The organism is Legionella moravica DSM 19234, from assembly GCF_000423305.1.
In the GTDB taxonomy this organism is placed as follows: domain Bacteria; phylum Pseudomonadota; class Gammaproteobacteria; order Legionellales; family Legionellaceae; genus Legionella; species Legionella moravica.
Genome location: NZ_AUHS01000014.1, coordinates 101179 through 126916, shown reverse-complemented (window position 1 = coordinate 126916; position 25738 = coordinate 101179). Strand labels below are relative to the sequence as shown.

The following is a 25738-nucleotide window of genomic DNA, read 5'->3' as shown; positions in this document are numbered from 1 at the left end:
TAACGAACTGGAGGATTAAACCATTAGTGCACCAACTAAGCGTGAAAATGATCGCGCACGAATTAATGAACAGATCACTGTACCTGAGGTACGCTTAATTGATGTCGATGGTAACCAGGCAGGAATTGTATCAACACGAGAAGCCCTAAGGGCTGCGGAAGAAGGCGGATTGGATTTGGTAGAAATATCTCCAACAGCCAAGCCTCCCGTATGCCGTATTATGGATTATGGTAAATTTCTTTTTGAACTGAGTAAAAAGCAAGCTGAAGCAAAGAAAAAGCAAAAGCAAATTCAGGTCAAAGAGCTAAAATTCCGTCCTACGACGGAAGATGGAGATTATCAGGTCAAGCTACGCAACCTGATCCGTTTCCTGAATCATGGTGATAAGGTCAAAATCACGCTTCGTTTTCGTGGTCGTGAAATGGCTCATCAAGAACTCGGTATGAAAATTCTGGAGCGAATCCAGCAGGATACTGCTGATGTAGCAGTTGTTGAACAACATGCTAAGCGCGAAGGAAGACAATTACTGATGGTATTATCACCCAAAAAAACTAAGTAACAAATGCGGAGTATATTGTTATGCCGAAGTTAAAGTCACATCGCGGAGCAGCTAAACGCTTCCGCAAAACAGCAAGTGGTGCGATTAAACGTCGTGGCGCTTACAGGAATCATATCCTCACCAAGAAGTCTACTAAGCAAAAACGCCATTTACGCGTAGGTGCCAGTACTTTGAAGCCATGCGATGCGCGTTTGGCAGAGCGTATGTTGCACGGTAGTTAAGGGGAGATTAAGATATGCCAAGAGTAAAACGTGGTGTGACCGCTAAAGCGCGTCACAAGAAAATATTAGACCAAGCAAAAGGTTATTACGGCGCACGTAGCCGGACCTATCGCGTAGCGAAGCAGGCTGTAATCAAAGCAGGCCAATACGCTTATCGTGATAGACGTCAAAAGAAAAGACAGTTTCGTGCTCTATGGATAGTTCGTATTAACGCACAGGCTCGTGAGTGTGGTTTGTCATACAGTCGTTTGATTGATGGTTTGAAAAAAGCGTCAATTGAACTGGATAGAAAAATTCTGGCTGATATGGCGATTCATGACAAAGTAGCTTTTGCTGCAATTGCTGAACAAGCCAAAGCTGCATTAGCAGGTTAAGCAGTCTTTATCTATCACAGCAAAAGAAAGTACTAATAAAATTATTTAGGAGGCTAAGGCCTCCTTTTTACTTGTGGGTATAAAAATGCAGGATATCATCACCATACAAGAACAAGCCTCTGAAGCCATTAATCAGGCCCCGGACATTGCCGCTCTTGAGTTAATTCGTGTCGATTTTTTGGGAAAAAAAGGTAAACTGACTGATATTTTAAAAGGCCTTGCGAATTTATCCGCTGAAGAAAAACCCAAAATGGGTCAATTAGTTAATCAGGCAAAGCGCGAGATCAGCATGCTGATCGAGACGAAAATGCTTGAATTAAAAGAAAAACAATTGCTGGAAAAATTAGCTCAAGAACAAATCGATGTAACCCTTCCAGGGCGACATCGTGAGTCGGGATCTTTACATCCGGTGACTCAGGTAAAACATATAATTAATGATTTTTTTACTCGCTTAGGCTTTGATATAGTTGATGGCCCTGAAATTGAAACAGAATTTTATAATTTTGAAGCCTTGAATATACCTGGTCACCATCCTGCGCGTGCAATGCACGATACCTTTTATTTTGGGGATGGCAGATTACTAAGAACTCATACATCGCCAGTACAAATTCGTACTATGGAGCAACGTAAACCTCCTTTTCGTCTGATCGCACCAGGTCGGGTATATCGATGTGATTCTGACATGACCCATACACCCATGTTCCATCAGGTTGAAGGCTTATTAATTGATAAACAGGCAACACTGGCTGGATTAAAGGGATTGCTGAACGATTTTTTTGCTCACTTTTTTGGGCGAGAACTGGCGCTTCGCTTTCGTCCTTCCTATTTTCCCTTTACCGAACCCTCTGCTGAAGTGGATATAGAATGTACTCAGTGCAGTGGCAAGGGATGCCGCTCGTGTAAGTTTACCGGATGGTTAGAGGTTCTGGGCTGTGGTATGGTTCATCCTAATGTTCTCAAAGCGGTCAATATCTCTCCTGAGGAGTATCAGGGTTGGGCATTTGGCATGGGCATGGACAGGCTGGCCATGTTGTATTACGGAATTGATGATTTGCGCATGATGTTTGAAAACGATGTAACATTTTTAAGTCAGTTTTAAGCATTTAATACCGATCTCTGTCCTCTCTTATTGCGAACTTTATACGGATTAAATCATACACATCAGAATTATAGTCCGTAGAGGAAGTGAACCATGTATATGAGAGGCAGCAATTGAATTATGGGGACTATAGATGAAATTAAGTAAGTTATGGTTACGTGAATGGGTTAACTTCTCATTAACAGAACAAGAGTTAGCCGATCAATTGACTATGGCTGGTTTGGAAGTAGATGCGGTAAATCCTGTTGCTGGAGCGTTTACTCATGTGGTTGTTGCTGAAGTTCTAAGTACAACGCCTCATCCTGATGCGGATAAACTGACTTTATGCGATGTCAGCGTGAATGCTGATAAACCTTTAAAAATTGTATGCGGCGCAGCAAATGTACGCGCTGGTTTAAAAGTTGCGCTAGCGATGGTTGGCGCCAAATTACCTGGTGGTCTTCAGATCAAGGAATCCAAACTGAGAGGCGAGTTGTCTCAGGGTATGCTGTGTTCCGTTACTGAACTAGGGCTTGCTGAACACTCTGAAGGCATTATGGAGTTAGAGGATGATGCCCCTGTCGGTATGGATTTACGTGAATATCTGACTCTTGATGATCATGTCTTTGATGTCGATTTAACCCCTAATAGAGCGGATTGCTTTAGTGTATTGGGTATAGCCCGGGAAGTTGCAGTACTCAATAAATTGCCATTGATGGAGCAACCTGTTGCTACAATTACCCCAGCAATAGATGATGTCCTTAGCGTTCATTTGCACAATCCAGAGGCATGCCCCAGGTATTGTGGGCGAATTATACGAAACATTGATACTCAGGCCAAAACACCATTATGGATGAGTGAGCGTCTGCGCCGGGGGGGGATCAGAATACTCCATCCCATTGTTGATATTATGAATTATGTCATGCTCGAATTAGGGCAGCCTATGCATGCATTTGATCTGGCGAAAATTGATGGTGAAATTAATGTTCGTTTTAGTAATGATTCAGAGCAATTAAAATTATTAGATGGTCAAGAGGTTCACTTAAACGACAAGGTTCTGGTTATCGCTGATAAAGAAAAGCCTTTGGCCATGGCGGGTATCATGGGCGGTGCTGACAGTGCGGTCGAAGCTCATACTACGGATGTTTTTCTGGAAAGTGCTTTTTTTAATCCGATTATCATTGCCGGTGTCGCTAGAAAATATGGCTTATTCAGCGATTCATCACAGCGCTATGAGCGAGGAGTTGATCCCTATCTCCAGTTGAAAGCGCTGGAGCGAGCCACTTCGCTAATTACATCTATTGCTGGCGGTACAGCAGGGCCAATTATTGAATCGTCTGATGCGACCCATTTACCCAAACGAATCCAATTTACTTTTGATACTACAAAAGTAAAACAACTGACCGGGCTGACTATCTCGTTACAGGAAATGAACAGTTTATTGGCGGGATTGGGCATCGTTATTACTCATGAAGCCGGTACACAATTTGACGTAACGGTTCCTTCACATCGATTTGACATACAGCAAGACGTTGATTTGGTAGAAGAAATCATCCGCTTATACGGTTATGATAATTTAAAGGCCGAGCCGATGAATACAGTGGTTCAGGCGGGCGCCATCTGCTCGAATGAACGAATAGCTGCTCAATTGTCTCATTGGTTCCGCTCAAGAGGATATCATGAGACCATAAGTTATAGCTTTGTTGATCCAGAGATACAAGAAGCTCTTTATCCTGAGAAGGAATTCATGCAGTTACTCAATCCTATTTCTTCAGAATTATCGCAGATGAGAGTAGGGATGTGGCCGGGGTTAATTGCCTCAATGATTTACAATGTCCACAGACAACAAAATGCGATTAAATTTTTTGAGATTGGGGTTGTGTTTGATGTTGAGAAACAGAACTTAACCGAGCGTCCATGTATTGCCGGTTTGTTGATGGGCGAACGTGGCAGCTTGAACTGGAATGAAACAAAACGTTGCTACGATTTCTATGATTTGAAAGGTGACCTGGAATCGTTGTTTGCATTATTAAAATTAAATGACGTGGCGTTTATACCGGCTGTTAATGATGCTTTGCATCCCGGTCAATCAGCACAAATCACAATAGGCGGGCAGCATGCTGGATGGATTGGGGTATTGCACCCACGACTGTCCGATGCTTTAGATATTGCTCAAGATGTTCTGTTATTTGAGTTAAATGTAGAGGCATTGAAGAATCCTGTTACACCCCTGTATAAAACGATTTCAAAATACCCTCAAATAAGAAGAGATCTTTCGTTTTTGGTTGATGAAAAAATAAATGCCAAGCAGATTGAACACGCTGTCCGATCAGCAGTTACAGAAAATTGGTTAAAATCATTTGATGTCTTTGATGTTTATGTCGGTAAAGGGGTGCCAGAAGGAAAGAAAAGTCTTGCTGTTGCAATGACCTTACAGGATGATACACGAACATTAGTAGATTCTGAGATCAATTTGCTAATTGATGCTATAATCAAGACACTGCAAAATGAATTTTCAATCATATTGAGGGACTAATCGTGAATGCATTGAGCAAAGCAATAATGGCTGAATCCTTGTGTGATGATTTAAAGCTTTCCAAGCCGGTAGCCAAGGAACTGGTAGAAAATTTTTTTGAAGAACTACGTCATGCTCTGGAGCATGGGCAACCTGTGAAATTATCCGGATTCGGTAATTTTACTCCCAGAGACAAACCTGAAAGACCCGGTAGAAATCCTAAAACCGGTGAAGAAATTCCTGTGGTTGCCAGAAGAGTGGTAACCTTTAAGCCGGGCTTAAAATTAAAAACAAAGATAGAAGCAATAGGAAAGTAAACCCTTGACTTATTATACCAAGCACATAATGATATGCACGAATCAAAAGGCGGCAGGTAAGCAATGCTGTGCGAATACTGGTGGCGAAGAATATTTTGACTACCTTAAATCTCGCCTTTTGGAACTGGATATGCACGGCCCCGGAAAGTATCGGGTCAGTAAGTCGGGTTGTCTTGGACGCTGCAGTTCGGGGCCATGCATAGTGATTTATCCTGAGGGAGTGTGGTATTCTTATTCTTCTCTTGCTGATATTGATCAAATAATTGAAAGCCATTTAATTGCGGGAGAAACCGCAGAACAGCTTTTAATTGATAAGTAAATTATTTATTTCTTATGTATAGATAAGTGCTGTTGAATTGCAGGAATCAGTTCACATTTTCATGTGAAATTAGATGTTTTTATATGGATTTAATTAATTGTTAATAAATTTTTATCCTTTTTACTTGTAGGATGTTTCTGTTTTGGTTAAAATCGCCCGTCCATGATAGAAAGATTACCAATTTAGGCGGTTCGGAGTTTATTTAATGAAGACAATTAGTGCCAAAGGCCATGAAGTCAAACGTGACTGGTTAGTGGTCGATGCCAGCAATAAGGTTTTGGGTCGCTTAGCTACTGAGATTGCCCGTCGTTTGCGTGGCAAACATAAAGCTGAGTATACACCCCATGTTGATACTGGTGACTACATCATTGTTACTAACGCGGAGAAAGTCACTGTGACTGGCCGTAAATTTAAAGACAAGATGTATCATCGTCACACAGGTTTTCCTGGTGGTATCAAATCGGTTACTTTCGAAAAAATGCAGGCACACAATCCTGTAAGAATTATCGAGCTTGCTGTAAAAGGCATGTTACCAAAAAATCCATTGGGTAGAGAGATGTATCGCAAACTGAAAGTATATGTTGGTAGCGAACATCCGCATACTGCACAGCAACCCAAGCAACTTGAGATTGAGGAATAAGTATTATGGCTGAAATGAAGCAATACTATGGCACTGGCCGTAGAAAAAGTTCAACAGCTCGTGTTTTTTTACGTCCTGGTAAAGGTGAGATTAAAGTCAATAATCGCACTCTGAAAGAATATTTTTGTCGTGAAACTTCTTGCATGGTTGTAATGCAACCTTTAGAAACTGTTGACGTTCTTGATAAATTTGACATTTTCATCACTGTTGTTGGTGGCGGTGTTTCTGGTCAAGCAGGTGCTGTTCGTTTGGGTATCGCCAGAGCATTGGTTGCCTATGATGAGCATGGATTGGCAGAAGATGCTGAGCCAAGCCCTGATTCATTTCGTAGAAAGCTGCGTGCTCGTGGTTTGTTAACTCGTGATTCACGTCGTGTGGAAAGAAAGAAAGTCGGTCTGCACAAAGCACGTCGTGCGACTCAGTACTCCAAACGTTAATAACGTTTTATTTAAAAACCCGCTTTATGCGGGTTTTTTTTTTATTTCTATAAAATAGTCCTCCCATCCGTTTGAAAAAGTGCATTTCTTTGTTATAAATAAGTTTATCTTAAATCAGGGCGGCATGACGGTGAGTGAAATTACTGATCTGAATCAGGATGTGGATAAGAAACCTGAAAATCCATTTGATGAAGAGCGGCGTCGATTTTTGTTAACTTCGACCTGTGTTTTAGGTGGCGTGGGCGCTGTTTGTGCTTTAACTCCCTTTGTTTCATCTTGGTTGCCTAGCGCTAAAGCACAAGCAGCAGGCGCGCCTGTACAGGTTGATTTATCAAAATTGGAGCCTGGAGAACAAGCGATTGTAGAATGGCGTGGAAAGCCGGTCTGGATTATCAGGCGAACCAATGAAATGCTTCAACAGTTAAATGTTGATGATCCACGATTACGAGATCCCCAATCATTAGTAGAACAACAACCAGAATATGCAAAAAATAAATACCGTTCCATTAATCCTGAATATTTGGTGTTAATTGGTATTTGTACCCATCTTGGGTGTTCGCCAAAATATAAACCTGATTTGGGTGAGTTAGGACCTGATTGGCCAGGAGGTTTCTTTTGTCCATGCCATGGCTCCACTTTCGATCTCTCAGGCAGGGTTTTCAAGGGTGTTCCTGCTCCTATAAACCTCGAAGTACCTCCATATCACTTTATTAATGAGCATACGATAGTGATAGGTGAGGAAGCACAATAAGGACTGAACCATGAGTGGACTGGTGAGCTGGTTAGATGCACGTTTTCCCTTGTTAAGCACCTGGAAAAGTCATTTTAGTAATTATTATGTCCCGAAAAACCTGAACTTTTTTTATTTCTTTGGCTCACTGGCTTTAGTGGTTCTGATGAATCAGTTGGTCACTGGTTTATGGTTGACCATGTTTTACACTCCCAGTGCTGATCAAGCCTTTTCTTCTGTTGAATACATTATGCGTGATGTCAATTTTGGCTGGTTATTGCGTTACATGCATTCAACAGGCGCGTCAGCATTTTTTATTGTGATCTATCTCCATATGTTTCGAGGTTTGCTTTATGGCTCTTATCAAAAGCCAAGAGAGCTAGTCTGGCTACTGGGCATGGTTTTATATCTTATACTGCTGGCGGAAGCATTTTTTGGCTATTTATTGCCTTGGGGACAAATGTCCTACTGGGGCGCAGAAGTGATTACCTCGTTATTCGGAGCAATACCCTACATTGGTAAAAGTTTAGCGGTTTGGTTAAGAGGTGATTTTGCTGTTGCAAATGCTACCTTACAACGTTTTTTTGCCTTACACGTCATTGGTATCCCTATTTTAATGCTCCTTTTGGTGTTTATGCACATCGTTGCCTTGCATAAGGTTGGTTCCAATAATCCTGAAGGAATTGACATTAAAAACACTGTAGATGAGCGAGGCATCCCATTGGATGGAGTTTCTTTCCATCCCTATTACTCGGTGAAAGATTTTTCTGGAATTATAGCGTTTTTAATCCTGTTTTTTGGGGTCGTTTTTTTTGCCCCCGAGATGGGGGGGTATTTTTTAGAGCATGCTAATTTTGTTCCAGCCAATCCTATGGTAACTCCTGAGCATATTGCTCCAGTCTGGTATATGGCACCGTTTTACGCCATTTTAAGGGCCATTCCTGACAAGTTATGGGGAGTTGCTTGTATGCAATCCGCGATATTTATTTTATTTTTTATTCCTTGGCTGGATCGAAGCAGCGTTCGCTCGATGAGATATAAGGGAGTATTTTCACGAGTAAGCTTAACTCTTTTTATTTTGAGCGTGTTGCTATTGGGGTATTTAGGTACAGCTCCGGTTACACCACTACGCTTATTGCTGGCCAGGTTGGGTACGGTTATCTATTTTTCCTTTTTTATTTTCATGCCGTTCTATAGTCGATTAGAGCGTACGAAACCCGTTCCTGCCCGAATAGGTGAATCATGATGAAACTCATAACCTTAGTGATGGTCTGCATTTTTTTACTTGACACAGCTCCATTGGCAAGGGCAGATGATAGGCCCATGCATTCCGTGACAATAAACTTAAAAGACAGAGAGAGCTTACAAAGAGGCGCCAGACTTTATATGAATTATTGTTCGGGTTGTCATTCATTAAAGTACATGCGTTACAATCGGATGGCTCATGAATTAGGTCTAACTACTTTTGATGGCGAGCTGGATGAAGACTTGTTAAAAAGTAATTTAATATTTACAGAAGCAACGGTATACGACCCCATTCGTATTGCAATGCCTCCAGAAGATGCCAGGCAGTGGTTTGGTATCGTGCCTCCGGACTTATCTTTAAGTGCTCGAGATCGAGGCCCTGAGTGGATTTATACTTACTTAAAGAGTTTTTACAGTGATGGCTCAAGGCCTTTTGGTACCAACAACCTTCTGATACCTGATGTTGCCATGCCCAATATCCTGGAGCCATTGATCGGAACAGTAATCTTAAGGCACAATAAATCTGCCCATTCTTCGGATTTAATAGTTCTTGAACCTGGTCAAATGTATCAGGCTGAATTCGATAGTGCGCTTAAAGATTTAGTCACCTTTCTGGTTTACGTCGGGGAGCCTGCCAAAATGGTGCGATATAAGATTGGTGTCTTTGTTATTCTGTTTTTATGCATTCTTTTTATTTTTGCCTACCGCTTAAATAAAATTTATTGGCGAAGAATAAAATAAGTTCCGAGTTTTCTCGGTTCTGTTGGCAATTGCTCCTAGCCTGCGTTCTGCGCTTAATGCGCGGGTAGCGGGGAGCGATAGATGAATTGTCAACAGACCCTTGAGTATTGAATGATATATTTGCAAAAATGAATTAGATTTTGGCATAAAGTCACCCGGAAGGGTAAAAATGTGGTAGAATGTTGCTCTTTGAACTGTAAAATACGGAAGCTGTTTCCGGGCTTCATGAATCGATAGGAGTTGCTAATGGCAATTGTTGCAAAGCGCACCATAATGTCTTTATTTTCTGATGTTGATGATGTTTATAGTCATCAGGTACGGATAGTATTAGCTGAAAAAGGCGTTAATGTAGAAATTCTTGCTGTGAATCAAAGCGAGCCAAGCTCAGATCTGTTAGCGATTAATCCCTATGGGACAGTTCCTACATTGCTTGATAGAGAATTGGTTCTTTATGAAGCACGCATTATTATGGAATATCTGGACGAGCGCTTCCCTCATCCTCCTTTATTGCCTGTATATCCTGTTGCCCGAGCAGAAACCCGTAAAATGATGCATCGGATTGAGCAGGACTGGTACTATCTGATGAATTACATTCTAAACGATGACAATGCTGAACAAGCTCGGGTCAATTTGCTGGAAAGCCTAACCAGTCTGGATCCTGTATTCGCTGATAAACCTTATTTTTTGAGCGATGAGTTTTCTTTACTGGATTGCGCTTTAGCACCACTATTATGGCGTTTGCCTAAATTAGGTATGGAAATTGCCCCTCAGTTTAAAGGCATCCTCTCTTACATGCAGCGTGTATTCAAACGTGATTCGTTCCAAGCGAGTTTGACTGATGCTGAGAGACAAATAAGAGCTGCATAATATGGCAATGACATCAAATAAACCTTATCTGATTCGCGCTTTTTACGACTGGATCGTAGATAATGAGCTGACTCCTTATATTTTGGTTGATGCAACTTATCCAAATGTTCAGGTTCCCAAGGAACATATTCGTCATGAGCGTATTGTTTTAAATATTTCCCCATCAGCAACACGCGGTCTTTTACTGGAAAATGATCGTATTGTATTTACCGCTCGATTTTCTGGTCAAACGGAACAGATCTTCGTAGTTCCGAATGCGGTATTGGAAATTTATGCTAAAGAGAATGGTCGTGGGATTGCTTTTGCTATTGAAGAAGGTGAAGAACCTCAACCACCAACCAGTTCACCGGATTCTGAAGCTGCCGCAAGAAAAAAACCATCATTAAAATTAGTAGAGTGAGTTATCCGGGTTTCTGGACAATCTGAAACCCATAGCTTCCTGATATGTTGTGATATTGGATTTTTTCGAGGAGACTGTTCACCGCTCGTCAAGAGTCTGGTGAACAGTTACTCTTCAAATACAGATTTCGGAGCACCAGGTGACCAAGCCAGAAAATGCCCTTTATCGTTGTGAGCACATTAGAGCCTGCGAACAGCAAGCCATGCATTTATATCAATTGGATGAACATGAATTAATGACCCAGGCTGGAACTGAGGCATTTATGTTTGTTCATGGCCAATTTCCACATGTGCGGCATGTTGCCGTATATTGCGGCTCGGGAAATAATGCAGGAGATGGCTATGTATTTGCCAGATTAGCGCACGAACATGGATTATCCGTTGTAGTTTACCAATGTAAAGCGATTACTGATTTACCGCCGGCAGCCAAAAATGCAGCAAATAAAGCAATAGATGCAGGAGTTGATTGCCAATCAGCAGATGAACCTCTGGATAGTGAAGTTGAGCTCATCATCGATGCCTTATTGGGTATTGGCTTAAAGGGACCCGTTCATGGTGTTATTGCAACGGCCATCAATCAAATCAATTCAAGTGGATTACCCGTTGTATCATTAGATATTCCATCCGGATTAAACGCAGATACAGGGCAAGTTGAGAATTTTTGTGTAAACGCAACAGCAACTCTTACTTTTATTGCGCTTAAAGCAGGAATGTATACTCTGGATGGGCCGGATTATTGTGGTGACCTATATTGCAGTACATTAACTCTTGAATCTTTGGTGGAGAAAGTTCCTCCCTATGCAACATTGTTAAGTAAGTCGATATTGCCTTTGCCACTCCAACCTAGAAAAAGAAATTCCCATAAAGGGGATTACGGCCATGTTTTGGTCATAGGCGGCGGTCCCGGAATGCCGGGGGCTGTCAGTTTGGCTGCGAAAGCAGCCCTGCGAACTGGTGCGGGCGCGGTCACTGTTGCTACCTGGCCTGATTATGCAAAAAACGTCTTGCCAATGATACCTGAAGCTATGATTTGGGGAATAAAATCAGCACACGATTTAACTCCTTTACTTGATAAAGCGACTGTTTGCGTCATCGGGCCGGGCCTTGGCGAGAGTGATTGGGCCAGAACCTTATTTTTAGCTGCAATTACGTCACAATTACCTATGGTTATCGATGCTTCAGCATTACGATTGCTCTCAGAGCATCCTCAAGTGGATGATAACTGGGTGTTAACCCCTCACCCGGGTGAGGCGGGAAGCTTGCTTTCCTGTTCATCAAGAGAAATTCAAGAGGACAGATATCAGTCAGCAATGGCAATACAACAGCAATATGGTGGTGTTGTTGTATTAAAGGGAACGGGTACCGTAATCCAGTCTGCTGAAGGACATCGTTTTGTTTGTCCCAAGGGAAATCCTGGCATGGCAACGGCAGGAATGGGAGATGTGTTAAGCGGTATTATTGCTGGTCTGTGTGCTCAAGGATTGTCTCTCATTGATGCCGCAAAGCTGGGGGTGTGGATTCATGCTGACGCAGGAGATCAGTGCACGAAAAGCAGGGGAGAGGCCGGTGTGCTGGCAAGTGATTTGCTCAATGTTCTTCCCAATATTTTGAATTGTATCAAGCCATTATGAATAAAGAAAACGATAAAATGATGATTCTGGATTTGCCAGATGAACAGGCAAGCTTGCGTTTTGCAAATCAGCTGGCTTCATGTTTGGCCCCACCTTTAATCCTTTGTTTCAGTGGGGAAATTGGTACTGGCAAGACAACTATTATTCGCGAAATGCTAAAAAGTATGGGAGTACAGTCAGCAATAAAAAGCCCTACTTTTTCATTGGTCGAAAGTTATCTGTGCGATGATGTACCCGTGCATCATTTTGATCTGTACCGCATTCATCATGAAGATGAATTGGAGTATTTGGGATTTCGCGATTATTTCTCCAGGGACAGTGTGTGTTGCATCGAATGGGCAGAACATGCTGGAAATGCATTGCCTCAAGATGATATTCGTTTTAAATTAAGTATTAAAGGGGCTGGTCGCGAAATGCAAATTAGTGCATCGAGCGTAGCTGGCAAAAGAATTTTAGCTTGCCTGGCAGGTGAATAATGAAAATGCGTGCATGGGTTTTGTGTTGGATATTGTGCATAAGCTCTGGTTCTGTTTGTGCCGCAGAATTGAACCATATTACGCTGTCTCCGCAATCGGGAAAAACATCATTGTTTATCTCATTGAATGGGCCCTTTACCCATCGAGTATTTACCTTAACAAATCCCAATCGGGTTGTGTTGGATCTGAATTCCACCAGCCTGAAGTTTAATCTGAAACAACTTGGATTAAACAATTCATTGATTAAACAGATCCGTAGTGGACTTTCTAACACTCAGACTTTAAGGCTGGTTTTTGATGTGAATCAAGCAGTTCAAGCCCGGTCGGCTCCCTGGGACAATAAAGGGCTTCGTATTGATTTAGTGGCTTCAGGCACTGTTCCTGTTGCAGAACAGTCTATAACCAATAAGCCTCTTCAACCTGTAGCGATACCCACAAACGTGAAAGCGGCGACATCAGGCTCAACCAACCCTCCGGTTGTGAGCTCCAATCAACCGGCCATAATGCATTCGCAACCCATAAAAGTACCGCATAGCCCATCTAATAAATACCTGAGGGATGTTGTGGTGGTTCTTGATGCCGGGCATGGAGGTAAAGATCCTGGAGCACGAGGTCCTGGTCGAAGTAAAGAGAAAGATGTTGTTTTGGCAATTACGCTCAAATTAAAACAATTAATCGATAGACAACAAGGAATGAGGGCAGTATTGACCCGTTCTGGTGATTATTATGTAGGGCTTAGACAGCGCTTGGATATTGCTCGAAAGTATAATGGTGATGTGTTTGTATCCATCCATGCTGATGCATTTAATAATCCCCACTCTAACGGTGCTTCAGTATTTGCATTATCTCAAAGAGGAGCAACCAGTGAGGCCGCTCGATGGTTGGCTGAGAAAGAGAACTATTCTGAGCTGGGTGGGGTTAACCTTGGTGAGTTGGATGATTCAAATGGCGTTGTCCGGTCTGTATTAATTGATTTGTCTCAAACAGCAACAATTAACTCTGGTCTGCAAATGGGGAGCAAGGTATTAAATCAGTTGGATAATTTTACCAATCTGCATAACAATAAAGTAGAACAGGCTGGTTTTGTTGTCTTGAAATCGACCGATATTCCTTCCATTTTGGTAGAAACAGGATTTATTTCAAATCCAAGGGAAGAACGTAATCTGACCAGTTCAGCCTATCAATCTCGCTTGAGTCAGGCGATCTTTCAAGGGATTAAAAGTTATTTTTGGGAAAATCCACCTCACGGCACTCGAATAGAAGCAATGACGTCAACCCATTATCACATTGTCCGATCCGGAGATACTTTACCAGGTATTGCTTCTCGTTATCATGTAACGATTGAGGCACTGCAAGCAATGAACGGTATTTCAGGAAAATCAGCCCTTAGGCCAGGACAAAAATTGGTGATTCCTTCCGCATGGGTATGAGAATACATCAATTACCGACGGTAATTGCCAATCAGATCGCTGCTGGAGAGGTTATTGAACGACCGGCTTCGGTGGTTAAAGAATTGTTGGAGAATTCTTTAGATGCTGGTGCCAACAGCATCACTGTAGAAATTGGCTATGGTGGCTTGAATCAAATTAAAATCAGCGATAATGGCTCGGGTATTGTTGCAGAGGATTTGCCTTTAGCTGTTGCTGCACATGCGACGAGCAAAATCTCAAAGCTTGATGATCTCTACGCCATAAACAGTATGGGGTTCAGAGGAGAGGCTCTGGCCAGTATATCTTCGGTAGCTAAAGTCACTATCAGTTCCAGACCGGCTCATCAGGAGCAGGCCATGATGTTGCGAATTCAAGGTAATGACAGTACTGTTTCTCCGTGCGCGCGAAATGTTGGAACTACAATCGATGTCGTTGATTTGTTTTTTAATGCTCCCGTACGAAAAAAATTTTTGAAAGGGGAAAAACTGGAGTTCCAGGCCATAGAAATGGTGGTTAAGCGGTTTGCATTAAGTGCCCCGGCTATTGCCATTACTTTGAAACATAACAACAAACCAGTGTTATCTTTACCTGCAGCATTAAATGAACAGTCAAAATTAGCTCGTATGACAAAAATATTTGGCTCTGCGTTCATGAAAGATGCTTTTTATCTGAATGTCGAAGTGGCTGGAATGAGCCTTCAGGGCTGGTTAAGCGGCCCCGCATACCAACGCAGCCAGAGTGACAGACAATGGGTTTATATTAATCAACGCATGGTGAAAGATAAATTAATTAACCATGCACTAAAGCAGGCTTATGATGGATTTTTGCATCCAGGCCGATTCCCTGCGTGTTTGTTGTATTTTGCTCTTGATAGTGCTGAAGTCGATGTGAATGTCCATCCAACAAAACATGAGGTTCGATTTCAACAACCTCGTTTGATTCATGATTTCTTTGTTTCCCAGCTGAGTAAAGCGATGGGGGTATCCAGTGTAACCAGTCATGTAGATTATGAGCACAGTACCAATTCGAATTTAGATCTTGTATCCAATCTTCATGAGCCGGCTTCCTATATATCTAATCCGGAAAGAAGCACGAACGTACCTGATTTATCGTCAGTTCGCCAATACCATTCCGAGCCTTATTTCAAGTTGGCTCGAACGAATAAAAGGTCAGGGTCGGAATCTTCACCTGAATGTGATGCCTCCTGGGTGATTTTAAACAAACAATATACCTTGGTCTTATTAAATCAGCAGCCTTATATTGTCGATATCGCCGTGTTGTATCAAAAATGGATCCAAAGTCAGTTAAGGTATGCACCCACACCGCTAGAGTGCAGGCCATTATTAGTGCCGGTTACCTATTTGTTACCGAAACAATTAGGCTTGGATATCGAAAAAATAAAATATAATTTAACTCAATTAGGTATTCAGATGGAACTGCTCAATGATCACAGCATAGTGATCCGGACGGTACCTATTAAATTACCTTATTTAAATCTGAGTCAGTTCATTCAGTCCCTTTTTGAGATGGGTGAGATGGACTTTAATTCACTGCTTGAACTTTTAAGCAAGAGTCAGAGTTTTGATCCAAATTACTTTAGCCAGGAAGAGCGAATGGTGTTAAATAATGAGTTGCTTCATTCTAAAGAGTTGGAAAAAGAGTATCATGGCGCCTTTAAAGCCTTAACTATTGAAGATTGTCGGATGTTGTTGCATGTCTAATTTGATTTTTTGTTTGATGGGACCAACTGCTTCAGGAAAAACGGGTTTAGCCTGTGAACTGGTACAGCATCTCCCATTTGAAATTATTAGTGTTGATTCGGCCATGATTTATAGAGAGATGAATATTGGTACCGCGAAACCTTCACGCCAGGAATTGCAACTTGCGCCTCATCATTTAATCGATATCAAAGATCCTGTTGAATCGTATTCTGCAGCCCAGTTTTGTAGCGATGCAACCCTACTATGCCAGTCAATTATCAAACAAGGAAAAATACCGCTGCTCGTAGGTGGGACCATGATGTATTTCAATGCGCTCCAAAAAGGGTTATCACAACTGCCCGAAGCCGACGAATCTCTGCGAAAGCAATTAGAAGAGGAGGCAGCAACTAAAGGTTGGGGCGCTCTTCATCAAAAATTGCAGGAAATTGATCCTGAAACTGCCGGCCGTATTCATGCTCATGATGCCCAACGAATCCAACGGGCTTTGGAAGTGTATTATGTGTCGGGGATTCCTTTGTCCCGCTTTCTTGCTGAAGAGAAGATGCAGACACCATTTCGTTTTGTTAATTTTGTCCTGTTTCCTGAACAAAGAGCCTGGTTGCATGAGCGAATTGCTGTGCGTTTTAGACAAATGCTGCAAGATGGGTTGGTTCAGGAAGTACAACAACTACAAAGCCGTTGGCAGCTGGATCCCAATTTGCCATCAATGCGTTGTGTTGGTTATCGGCAAGCTCTTGAGTATCTGCAAGGTGACGTTGATTATCCGACTCTGTGTGATAAAGGTATCGCAGCAACCAGACAATTAGCGAAACGACAACTGACCTGGCTTAGACATTGGGATAATGTTCTTCGTTATGATCCTCAAAATAAGACTTTTAATGATGAGATTCTGGCGAAAACAAGTGAAATATTAGATAATGAGCATTCTTAATTTATTCCATGCCGCAAGGGAACAACATGTCAAAATCAACTAAAGAACCGGCAAGTGCTAAAAAAAATTATGTCGTCCATAGAAATGAGTTACCGCTGAGTTGTCCAACGGACGAAATGGAGTTATGGAATGCTCATCCTAAAGTGTATTTGCCGATTGAGAAAACTGGGGTAGAGGTTTGTCCGTATTGCGGATCCCGGTTTGTGTTACAAAATGATTAAATCCATTTGTGTTGTCAGGCTCTCTGCTTTAGGAGATGTACTGATGCTGGTTCCATTAATCAGAACGTTGCAAACCAGTTTTCCTGAAGCTCAGTTAACCTGGATCATTTCCCGGCTAGCCTATGATTTGGTAGAAGGAATGGATGGTATCGAGTTTATTGTGATTAATAAACCGAAATCAATAACGGATTATTGGCAATTTAAAAAACAGTTGAGTGGGCGCCAATTTGACATCTTATTAGCTCCACAGGCTAGTCTGCGAACTAATTTACTTTATCCATTAATCAAAGCAAAGCGTAAAATTGGCTACGATCCTCATCGTGCCAATGATGCACATGGGTTATTTGTGAAAGAACGAATCGCTCCAGGACAGGAACATACTCTGGAGGGGTTTTTAAAGTTCGCCGAACCTTTAGGTGTTAAAGAACCCGTCATTCGTTGGGATTTACCTGTATCTTCCGCCGACTATGAGTGGGCACAAAACCATTTACCACAAAAAGATCCTCTGTTGGTTGTGAACCCAGCAGCCAGTAAACCAGAGCGAAGTTGGCCAGTTGATCGGTATATTGCTGTTTTGCAACAGGCCATGGAGCGATGGGATGCGCAAATCGTTTTGACTGGCGGCCCTGGAGAATACGATCGATTGCTGGCTGATCAGATACTTCAAGTGATTCCTGCGACTGATTTAGTTGGAAAAACCAAACCCAAGCAATTGCTGGCAGTTATCAGTTCGGCAAAGGCAGTACTTTGCCCTGATACCGGGCCTTCACATATGTCTGCCGCTGTAAATACACCTGTTGTTGCCTTGCACGCAGTGACCAATCCCTTAATTTCAGGGCCTTATACATTTCAGCATTTGGTTGTTAATCGATATCCACAGGCAGTGGAAACCGTTTTGGGACGCTCCCTGGCTCAAAACGTCTGGGGAACACAAGTGCATGGGGAAGAGGCCATGAAACTTATTTCAGTAGATGACGTGATGGAGCAATTAGCTCGGATTTTTTAAGCGCTCTACAGGCCAGGGTTACTTGTTTCTTTTATATGATTTTTCAGGAGCTTAGGATGCAGCTTTCTAATGATCAATGTGATTTTTTTTTCACCAATGGTTATTTGGTTATTCAGGATTTTTTTACAAAAGAAGTATGTGATATTTTGCGGGATAGAATAAAGACCCTCATTCAGATTAATCAGGATGACATTCCGAAAACAGTGTTTTCAACTTTAACCAACGAACATGCGAAACAACAGTATTTTTTAGATTCCGGGGATAAAATCCATTATTTTTTTGAAGCCGAGGCTTTTGACGAGCAGGGAGTACAAACCCGCCCATTTGAGCAATCAATAAATAAGATCGGCCATGCCCTGCATGAGTTGGATCCGGTTTTTAGACAGCATTCCCGTGATGATCGGATAAAAAATATCGCTCATCAACTTGGTTTGAAGACAATTGGGTTGGTCCAATCCATGTACATTTTCAAGCAACCAGGTATAGGTGCAGAAGTGCTTTGCCATCAAGACAGCACTTATATTTATGGTCAGGACAGTGATGCTCTTGGATTCTGGTTTGCTCTTGAAGAGGCTACTTTGGAAAACGGATGTCTTGAAATTATTCCAAGTCCTGATAATACTCCCTTAAAGCAGCGAATGTTTCGTCAGGGCAATGAGATCTATTTTGAAGAGTATGATACAACGCCCTGGCCTGAAGATCGCAGTGTACCCTTGCCTGTTGAAAAAGGAACGTTGATTGTATTGCATGGGCGAGTACCTCATAAAAGTAAGGCGAATTTATCGGCTCGTTCAAGGCATGCCTATACTTTGCATCTGGTTGATTTAACATTGCCTTACCCGGATAAAAATTGGTTGCAATGGCCTGATGGAATTCCAACTTTATAGCATTTGCGGGCGACACTTCATGAATCTTGCCTGAAGACTTTGTTATAAGAAGCGTGATTTTGACTGAATCGGTACTTTCATGCTCCTCATAACTCAATACGTTAAGCCGACGTTGTGTTGCTTTAATTGAGGTTCGCTGATTTTTTCAGTAAATCTTTATTTTTTTCACAATACAACATAGTGCTTCCAATAACGGCTGCAGGCATGATCAGGATATTCATTATGGGTATAAAACTGACTAAATTGATGCCTGTCCCAAAGCCTAGCGAACGCATTTTATTGTTTTTTATATTGTGTTTCAGGTCAGTAAAACTCACTAAATTGTTATCCATAGGGAAATCTTGATATTGCACACTGAGCATCCATGCGGTGAACACAAACCATATAAAAGGATAAATTGGTTGAATGAAGGGCACGAAAAATAAAAGACAGACGATTAAAAAGCGCAGTATATAGTATTTTAAAAATTGCCCTTGACGTTTTATGCTGCGAAGTACCATTTCAATAAAAGGCTGGGAGGGGGGCTGGCTGCTATAAAGAACAACTTGGGCTTTTTCCGCTAATAACCCATTAAAGGGAGCCGCGATGACGTTAAATACCACAGAAAACATAGAGAAAAACAGTAAGAAAAAACTGATTATAAAGATGATAAAAAATACCCCGCTGAGAACACTTAACCAGGAGGGTAACTTATCCAGATAGTACGATGTGATAGTGAACACATAATGATAAGTAAAATAAAATAATCCTGTAAACAAAATAAAATTTAATGTCATTGGAAGGATAATAAATCGCTTCAGTCCAGGAGACAGAAGATGTCGAAAACCCTTAAATAAATAAAGCATGCCATGCAAAAAATGATTCATTGTGACTCCTGATCTTTGGGAGCATTCTAAAGGACTCCTCTTTAAAAGAATACCAGGGGGCGCTGATTTAACATACTCCCATGCTTTTCTTGAGTCATACGGCTAAGAGAAGCCTTAGTGCAAAATACTGCTATCTGAACTACACTAAACAATATAATTTTTTCAAGGATGGTTAAAATGGCTTCTACAAAATCTAAAGTTGAAACTAAAAATCAAAATCCCAATAGTTCTCATGTTGCTGCAGCCGCAGAAGAATTACTGAATGAAGGGAAAAAGTTTGCTCATGAAGTCTATCATGAAGGCATCAATAAAGTATCAGATGCTGAAGAGGCCGTTAAAGAATACTCTGATAAACTGGTACAGAAGATTCAAGAAAAGCCTCTTACCTCGGTTCTAGTCGCTGCGGGTGTCGGTATGTTATTGGCAGCATTTTTAAGAAAATGATCAAAGTATTGGAACATTTGGAAGGTTATATTTCTGAATACATCAATTTGGGCAAGACTTTTTTATCGTTAGTAAAGTATGAAGCGCGTCTGGCAGGTCAGAGCATCTTTCCATTAGTCTTGAATATTTGTATGTTGTTCGTCATCCTCCTGTCAGTTTGGCTCACTACCCTGATTGTTTCTGGATATTACTTATATCGATTACTGGAAAGCCTTCCTTTATCCTGTGCGGTACTGTTGATTGTTAATGCCATGTTCCTGGCTGTTTTAATGAGGTACTTAAGTATTAATTTAAAAAATATGAGTTTTGTAAATACACGGGAATTTCTAGCGGATAAAGAGCCAAAAAAACATGAACTCACGGAAAAAAACGAAATTAGAGATAATGTTGATAACAAAGAAATTAAACAATCATCAACATCAACTACACATTCATAACGCTTATTTAAAAAACGTCATTAATCAGTATGGTGTTTATGTTGCCGTTCTTTTGAGCCCCACCGTTTTTTTGGCAATAAAATATCGTAAATCGGGGCGTTTTTTAAGCATGTTTCTTAATGCACTGGCGATAACGGCGCCTCGCGTTCTGGTAAAAAATTCAGGAAAAGAGAACACCGTACCTTTAATTTTATTTCAAACTTTGCTAAGCGCAGGATTTACATTCTTAATGAATAAGATAAAGCGATGATGTGATTCTGGTGTTATTTTTAGAAGCGGTTTAAGACAAGATTGTTTTTCCCTTTATTTAACTCAATAGTCAGATGACCCAATGCCGAGGGTATAAAACACTGTGCCAATCCCTTTGCGGCAGGTTTAGTTAAACACATTCCAAGGCACACGGAAGGCCTATATAATTCAACTCACGGAGCACATTGCAAAGCGGATTGGTTTTGAGCTTGCTCTTGCATTTTATTGCCCTTTGAATCAGAACCAGTGAATAAACCCCATGAATAGCCTGAATTAGAGTCTGTTAATTTGGTCTCACTAGAACCAGGTTTTTTATCATCCACATTAGATGCTGTGGTCTGATGAGTTGGTGCATGCTTGTTTATCACTTGATGAGATGAGCTGAATTGCTCTTTCGGGTGTTCGGTTTCCTGAAGTTGTTTTACCGGTTCCTCTTTAAAGCGATAGACATTGAGCAGAATGAGACTGGCTTGAATTGCCATTAAGGCGACTCCCACGGCAGGGTTCAGAGTGATTCCTATGGCTACCAATAAACCTCCGGCGATCAGTACCGCAGCAATATTATAGCCCAGGCTAAAAAGCAAATTTTCTTTAATATTAGCAACCGTTTGTTGAGAAACAGCAAAGGTACTGATTATTGGCAATAAAGTTCCTTTTTGAATTACCGCGCCGGCATGTTGTTGGGTTAATTCATCACTATCCTGAGACAGTACGGCAATGCCCAAATCACTTGCCGCTATGGCTTGAGCATCATTGGCCGCATCTCCTACCATCGCTACTTTATGTCCTTTGAGCTGTAAGCTTTTAATGTAAGCGGGTTTGGATTTATCCCCCTGTTCCAAAGTGGTGGCCACAGCGTTTGCATGGATATTGGTGACCCCTAAGGCTTTGGCATAGCGTAATGCCGTTTGTTCATCAGCCCCGGTACATAGATGTAGTTCCTTGCCCATGTTGGACAGTGCTTTGATTGTTTTAAAGGCATCCTTACGGAGAGGATCTGTAATAATAATATATCCAATCAGATTGTTTTCTTCAGCAAGAAATACAAGGCTATCTCCCGCCTCCAGATTGAGGTTTGCTTCGATGGTTGCCGTTGCAATACCCATTTCATTCATTAGTGATGGACTGCCTATGGTGTAATCCTTGCCATTGATACAACCAAAGATACCTGAATGATGGGTGTCATTAGGTTTGGTAATTGTCAATTTGCTTGAACTGTTTTTGCTGCAGTAACTGTGTATGGATTTACCTACGGGATGAGTTGAACTGTCTTCCAAAGCAGCGCATAGAGCTAAAAAATGATCGCGGGAGATAGTGGCGTTACTCATCACGGAATATTGTTTTACAACGGGAACTCCTGTAGTCAGAGTACCATTAAGATCAAATACTACGGTATCGATTTGCTCTGCTTCCTGCAGGATTTTGGAGTTTTTAAAGTGTACTCCATGTTCTGCTGCTTTATGAATACCTGTTTTTACTGCCAAAGGGATAATTAAGCCCAAGGTACAAGGGCAGGCTGAAACCAGGACCGATATAGCACATTGTATTGCTATTGCCGCAGGGAAGAAAACTCCGATAATTATTCCGGATGTAATAGCCAGGGCGATGACCGTAGGAATAAAATAGGCAAGAAGTTGCCCTGTTTTTATTTCAAGAGGAGCTTTTTCATTGATGGACTGGTCAATACCCGCATCAAGACGGGCAAGAAAGGACTGGTGGGCAGGTTTCAATACACGAATTTTTAAAGCAGGAGCATTCTCCGCGAGCCGCATCCCTGCATGGACTTTTTCTTCTGAACGAAAATGTCTGGGTAAAATCGCCCCGGTGATGATGGTGGTATAGATACTGCTTTCATTCACACAATGGCCGTCCAGCGGGATAATTTCTCCCGGAAGGATTAAAATGTGGTCATCAGTCTTAACCTGATTTAAATCGATTTCTTGTGTACCGTCAGGCAAAGACAGTCTGACGTGATTTGGAACCCTGTCCTGAAAACGTACCGAACTGATTTTTTCCTTGATTGTTTCTTCTATAGCAATACCGATATGCCTAAAGCCATAAATAAGCAATCCGGCTTCAAACATCATTGGAAGCCAGGGTATGAAAAATGAAACAAGTGACACCACAACCACGGAAATAGTGCTTATCGCAAACAGGGTGTCCATGGTTAAGGTTTGTGTGGTAATTAATTTTTTCCATGCTTCATGGTAGGAGCGCGCCCCGAGTATTAGGGTCAGTACAACACTCAGACTGGCAATAGGGATCATGGCAATAAGGGGTAATGCCCCCATCGTCAAGGTAAGTACCAGTAATCCAATTCCTGAAATGCATCCTAGTGCTCCAAGAAACCAATGAGAGGTTAGAATTTTTTTTCCCATATCCCATATGGTGTTGGAGGTTTGTTTTTGTGAGTTGCTGTTTAGTTCGAGGTTTGAGGTTATCAAGTGTTCTGGCTTTGTATTTTTTTTATGCGGCTCGTAATGATAATCTTCGCAATCGTATCCCATTACCTTAATATAGTTTTTTATTTTATTCCAAATCTCTTCGTGATTTTCTTCAGTAGTTTCAGGCTTGGGGCTGCATATTATGGTGGTTTTTTTGGGATCCTGGGTTGAGAAATCAACATGAAAAGATTCTATTTCCAGGACTCCAGTCCCTTTTAGATAGGTTTCTATTCCGTTACTGCAACTGGAGCAGCTCATCCCGTTGATATAAAAAACATAGGGTTTGGCCATAACTGTTCACTGATATAAAGGTTAACTCATCCTGAGATTAATTATTCCCTTGAAGGTACTTTCAGGGCATATTTATATTTTGATCTGAATAATATCATATCAGCTATTTTTTGCACCTCTGTTTTACCAAAATTAATTAAAACGAGAATAATTTGTTTGATTTGAGAACACTATTGAATTGGAACTAGCTGGAGTTTCTGGATTCAATACAAGGTCCATTTTGGGAGTGAAGGGAAAGGATTGATTGTGAAGTCTGATGGTATCTCTTGAGATATGCACGGCTGTTTTAAAAGCATTATCTTGGGTTTGTATCCATGAGGCATAATCGTGTTGAGGATGAATTTGCTCCTGGCTGGGGCCAGGAGCTTGAATTAAGAGCTTATTCGCTGGTTTCAGCATTAGTGGCTTCAGCATCACTACCTTGATTGCTAAAATCGGCAGAAGGTTCACTGGCTTTTAAATTCTGCATCAACATGATCGTATTGGTTAATAAAATTCGCTCCTGCAATTGGCGATCCAAATACATTTGATAGTTAATTTCAGCCAGTAATACGGCAATTTCTTTTTGAATCGTAGCTGAAGACGCAGTATCCAATTGCTGCATCCACTGGGTTGGAAGACCATCAGCGCCTGTTTTTGCTTTAGGATTTAATATTCGCCATGTTGCCATGTTAAATTCACTTAATGCCTGGCTAGAAACCACGGATGAACTACCGTTGCCAGCAGAGGGTTGCTCCTGAGGCAATCGTTTGGACATGATGTAGTATAAGTTGCTGATTCCAACTGAACTTTGCGCTGCATAAATTCGTAGGTTGTTAAAGTAGCTGCTTAATGTGGCTTGGGCTTGCATTTGCTTCGCGTCGGGAGGATTTGCTCCTATGTTTTTGGTTGCCAAATCATACAGATCGCCATAGTCTTTCATTTTAGGCAATGCAGAGGGCGATACCAGTCCAGAGACATAGCGTATGAAGTTATTTGCAAGCTGAGCCTGATTTTGTGCCGTTAAACCTGGAGTAGAGCCTGGTTTTAACGAGGGTTGCATTGCATCAGAAGGAATTTGATCTTCTGAGTACATTAATGGTGCTATTAATGAATTACTGTTGAGTTGATTGATGAATTTTTGATTGTAGCTGTAACTAAAGTACTCTGTTACTTTAGGTATATAGCCAGCCGTGTTAAAGATTACTTTATCTTCATATTTATATTGGCATTCTCCTTTATTCCAGTTGGTACCATTGTTATCCATACAATAGGTATAATCCGGCGTTCCTAAAATATTAAAAACGGCCTGACTAACCGGATCAGGTAGGTATGAACCTTTATTGGCTGTTGCCTGATCCAGTAAAGAAGAAGCAGTAACCCCCAATGTGCTAGACCCAGAGTCGTCACCGTAATTCTTAAACGTTAAATTGGCAAGATCATTTATACCCTTGGCACCAGCAACAGAAGTCGGTACAAATTGTTTCACGATTTGATTCATTGCGTTGACTGGAATTGCGCCAAAAAAAGTACTGAATACATAGTTTTGAAAGAGACTGGCATCCACTTCGTTGAGTAATGATGTGGTGAAGTCTTTAGGTGGGGTTGGGGGATTGTTGGTCGTCAAATCAAAGCCCAGAAAATTTCCCAGATTTTTTAAATATTTGGTCAGATCGCTGTTGCTGTTGCTTTGAGTTGGATTTGGCGTGTCCATAATATTGTCGGTACCGGTAACAACAACAGAATAACTGCTAAGGCATAACAACGTCATTAGTGAACATTTTGACAGTAACTTCATTATTCATCCCCTTCAAGTGCGCGTAAAACGAGTTTCAGGCGGTACTGACAAAAAACTCGCGACAATAAACGTAAACGTTCAAATACTATATTTCTTTTGAGAAAAAAACCTGCAGGATCATGGCTGCCAATACTGGTTTCCTCGGCATGAATTAGTACTCTGGATGCACTTCCCGGATGAACAGTATCTATTGCCTGCAGCAAGCGTAGTCCTCTACCTGACTTAATATTCCCTACAATCCGGATAAATTTTTCCTCTTCGGCCATGATGCCCAGATCAATTTTCTCAATATCATCCAGCTCTCTCCCCAGCTGAGCCATTGCTTCTTCAAATTCAGGATTTCCATCAAGAGTCCAGTCCTCAACACTTTCCATAAAGGTAATTACCCTGTAAATCATGGGATCTAAATATTCAAACCAATATTTAGCAGATGCTTCGTGGCTGAGATCAGGCATTTTTTACTCTTTTTTTACTGTGATAAGGTG

General features: G+C 41.5%; 29 protein-coding genes. 24 read left to right on the top strand and 5 right to left on the bottom strand.

Going from position 1 to position 25738, the window contains the following annotated elements; all coding sequences use genetic code 11:
* Window positions 1-22: 22 nt before the first annotated feature.
* The 22 genes from infC (at window position 23) to G543_RS0103725 (ending at window position 18745) form a co-directional block, all read left to right on the top strand.
* Complete coding sequence (gene infC / locus G543_RS16995; RefSeq protein WP_035921352.1) at window positions 23-559, top strand: translation initiation factor IF-3; 537 nt, start codon at window positions 23-25, stop codon at window positions 557-559.
* 20 nt (window positions 560-579) lie between these two features.
* A complete protein-coding gene (gene rpmI / locus G543_RS18605) occupies window positions 580-780 on the top strand; it encodes a 50S ribosomal protein L35 (protein WP_035889291.1) in 201 nt (66 codons plus the stop codon).
* Window positions 781-794: 14 nt separating this feature from the next.
* Complete coding sequence (rplT, locus tag G543_RS0103820) at window positions 795-1154, top strand: 50S ribosomal protein L20 (protein WP_028383361.1); 360 nt, start codon at window positions 795-797, stop codon at window positions 1152-1154.
* An 85-nt stretch (window positions 1155-1239) separates the two neighbouring features.
* Window positions 1240-2253, top strand: a complete 1014-nt coding sequence (gene pheS, locus G543_RS0103815) for a phenylalanine--tRNA ligase subunit alpha (RefSeq protein WP_028383360.1) — start codon at window positions 1240-1242, stop codon at window positions 2251-2253.
* Between the two features lie 133 nt (window positions 2254-2386).
* A complete protein-coding gene (pheT, locus tag G543_RS0103810; protein WP_028383359.1) occupies window positions 2387-4768 on the top strand; it encodes a phenylalanine--tRNA ligase subunit beta in 2382 nt (793 codons plus the stop codon).
* Between the two features lie 2 nt (window positions 4769-4770).
* On the top strand, window positions 4771-5064 hold the full coding sequence (locus G543_RS0103805; protein ID WP_028383358.1) for an integration host factor subunit alpha: 294 nt from the start codon (window positions 4771-4773) through the stop codon (window positions 5062-5064).
* A gap of 4 nt (window positions 5065-5068) precedes the next feature.
* A complete protein-coding gene (locus G543_RS0103800; protein ID WP_028383357.1) occupies window positions 5069-5383 on the top strand; it encodes a (2Fe-2S) ferredoxin domain-containing protein in 315 nt (104 codons plus the stop codon).
* A gap of 205 nt (window positions 5384-5588) precedes the next feature.
* Window positions 5589-6023, top strand: coding sequence for a 50S ribosomal protein L13 (rplM, locus tag G543_RS0103795; RefSeq protein WP_028383356.1), 435 nt, complete (start codon window positions 5589-5591; stop codon window positions 6021-6023).
* A gap of 5 nt (window positions 6024-6028) precedes the next feature.
* Window positions 6029-6460, top strand: coding sequence for a 30S ribosomal protein S9 (gene rpsI / locus G543_RS0103790; RefSeq protein ID WP_028383355.1), 432 nt, complete (start codon window positions 6029-6031; stop codon window positions 6458-6460).
* A gap of 130 nt (window positions 6461-6590) precedes the next feature.
* Window positions 6591-7211, top strand: a complete 621-nt coding sequence (petA, locus tag G543_RS0103785; protein WP_028383354.1) for a ubiquinol-cytochrome c reductase iron-sulfur subunit — start codon at window positions 6591-6593, stop codon at window positions 7209-7211.
* 10 nt (window positions 7212-7221) lie between these two features.
* Entirely contained in the window at window positions 7222-8436 is a 1215-nt protein-coding gene (locus tag G543_RS0103780; RefSeq protein ID WP_028383353.1) for a cytochrome b, read from the top strand.
* Entirely contained in the window at window positions 8433-9176 is a 744-nt protein-coding gene (locus G543_RS0103775; protein WP_028383352.1) for a cytochrome c1, read from the top strand. Before G543_RS0103780 ends, G543_RS0103775 begins: the two co-directional genes overlap by 4 nt.
* 246 nt (window positions 9177-9422) lie before the next feature.
* Entirely contained in the window at window positions 9423-10043 is a 621-nt protein-coding gene (gene sspA / locus G543_RS0103770) for a stringent starvation protein SspA (RefSeq protein ID WP_028383351.1), read from the top strand.
* Window position 10044: 1 nt separating this feature from the next.
* Window positions 10045-10443 (top strand): ClpXP protease specificity-enhancing factor, encoded by a 399-nt coding sequence (locus tag G543_RS0103765; RefSeq protein WP_028383350.1) that lies wholly within the window; start codon window positions 10045-10047, stop codon window positions 10441-10443.
* A gap of 139 nt (window positions 10444-10582) precedes the next feature.
* Window positions 10583-12073, top strand: coding sequence for a bifunctional ADP-dependent NAD(P)H-hydrate dehydratase/NAD(P)H-hydrate epimerase (locus G543_RS0103760; protein WP_028383349.1), 1491 nt, complete (start codon window positions 10583-10585; stop codon window positions 12071-12073).
* Complete coding sequence (gene tsaE / locus G543_RS0103755; protein WP_028383348.1) at window positions 12070-12549, top strand: tRNA (adenosine(37)-N6)-threonylcarbamoyltransferase complex ATPase subunit type 1 TsaE; 480 nt, start codon at window positions 12070-12072, stop codon at window positions 12547-12549. The genes G543_RS0103760 and tsaE overlap by 4 nt, the downstream gene beginning before the upstream one ends.
* Window positions 12549-13979, top strand: coding sequence for an N-acetylmuramoyl-L-alanine amidase (locus tag G543_RS0103750; protein ID WP_028383347.1), 1431 nt, complete (start codon window positions 12549-12551; stop codon window positions 13977-13979). Before tsaE ends, G543_RS0103750 begins: the two co-directional genes overlap by 1 nt.
* Window positions 13970-15700, top strand: coding sequence for a DNA mismatch repair endonuclease MutL (gene mutL / locus G543_RS0103745; protein WP_028383346.1), 1731 nt, complete (start codon window positions 13970-13972; stop codon window positions 15698-15700). Before G543_RS0103750 ends, mutL begins: the two co-directional genes overlap by 10 nt.
* Window positions 15693-16631 (top strand): tRNA (adenosine(37)-N6)-dimethylallyltransferase MiaA, encoded by a 939-nt coding sequence (gene miaA, locus G543_RS0103740; RefSeq protein WP_028383345.1) that lies wholly within the window; start codon window positions 15693-15695, stop codon window positions 16629-16631. Before mutL ends, miaA begins: the two co-directional genes overlap by 8 nt.
* Window positions 16632-16657: 26 nt before the next feature.
* Window positions 16658-16852, top strand: a complete 195-nt coding sequence (locus G543_RS0103735; protein ID WP_028383344.1) for a zinc-finger domain-containing protein — start codon at window positions 16658-16660, stop codon at window positions 16850-16852.
* Window positions 16845-17858, top strand: a complete 1014-nt coding sequence (locus G543_RS0103730; RefSeq protein WP_028383343.1) for a glycosyltransferase family 9 protein — start codon at window positions 16845-16847, stop codon at window positions 17856-17858. The genes G543_RS0103735 and G543_RS0103730 overlap by 8 nt, the downstream gene beginning before the upstream one ends.
* A 56-nt stretch (window positions 17859-17914) precedes the next feature.
* The gene (locus tag G543_RS0103725; protein WP_028383342.1) at window positions 17915-18745 is read left to right on the top strand and encodes a phytanoyl-CoA dioxygenase family protein; all 831 of its coding nucleotides are present in this window, start codon (window positions 17915-17917) and stop codon (window positions 18743-18745) included.
* Window positions 18746-18867: 122 nt separating this feature from the next.
* Here the strand turns inward: G543_RS0103725 and cysZ are convergent, their stop codons facing one another.
* The gene (cysZ, locus tag G543_RS0103720; RefSeq protein ID WP_028383341.1) at window positions 18868-19611 is read right to left on the bottom strand and encodes a sulfate transporter CysZ; all 744 of its coding nucleotides are present in this window, start codon (window positions 19609-19611) and stop codon (window positions 18868-18870) included.
* A 177-nt stretch (window positions 19612-19788) separates the two neighbouring features.
* Between cysZ and G543_RS0103715 the strand changes: the two genes are divergently transcribed.
* Window positions 19789-20055, top strand: a complete 267-nt coding sequence (locus tag G543_RS0103715; protein ID WP_035921344.1) for a DUF883 C-terminal domain-containing protein — start codon at window positions 19789-19791, stop codon at window positions 20053-20055.
* Complete coding sequence (locus G543_RS0103710; RefSeq protein ID WP_051190567.1) at window positions 20052-20492, top strand: hypothetical protein; 441 nt, start codon at window positions 20052-20054, stop codon at window positions 20490-20492. The genes G543_RS0103715 and G543_RS0103710 overlap by 4 nt, the downstream gene beginning before the upstream one ends.
* Before the next feature lie 422 nt (window positions 20493-20914).
* Here G543_RS0103710 and G543_RS16990 read toward each other — a convergent pair whose 3' ends face one another.
* The 4 genes from G543_RS16990 to icmW all read right to left on the bottom strand — a co-directional run bounded on the left by G543_RS16990 (window position 20915) and on the right by icmW (window position 25708).
* Window positions 20915-23476, bottom strand: coding sequence for a heavy metal translocating P-type ATPase (locus G543_RS16990; protein WP_051190566.1), 2562 nt, complete (start codon window positions 23474-23476; stop codon window positions 20915-20917).
* Window positions 23477-23608: 132 nt separating this feature from the next.
* A complete protein-coding gene (locus G543_RS0103695) occupies window positions 23609-23875 on the bottom strand; it encodes a hypothetical protein (RefSeq protein ID WP_028383337.1) in 267 nt (88 codons plus the stop codon).
* Entirely contained in the window at window positions 23856-25253 is a 1398-nt protein-coding gene (gene icmX, locus G543_RS0103690) for a type IVB secretion system protein IcmX (protein ID WP_028383336.1), read from the bottom strand. Before icmX ends, G543_RS0103695 begins: the two co-directional genes overlap by 20 nt.
* Window positions 25253-25708, bottom strand: a complete 456-nt coding sequence (gene icmW, locus G543_RS0103685; protein WP_028383335.1) for a type IVB secretion system protein IcmW — start codon at window positions 25706-25708, stop codon at window positions 25253-25255. The genes icmX and icmW overlap by 1 nt, the downstream gene beginning before the upstream one ends.
* Between the last annotated feature and the right edge of the window lie 30 nt (window positions 25709-25738).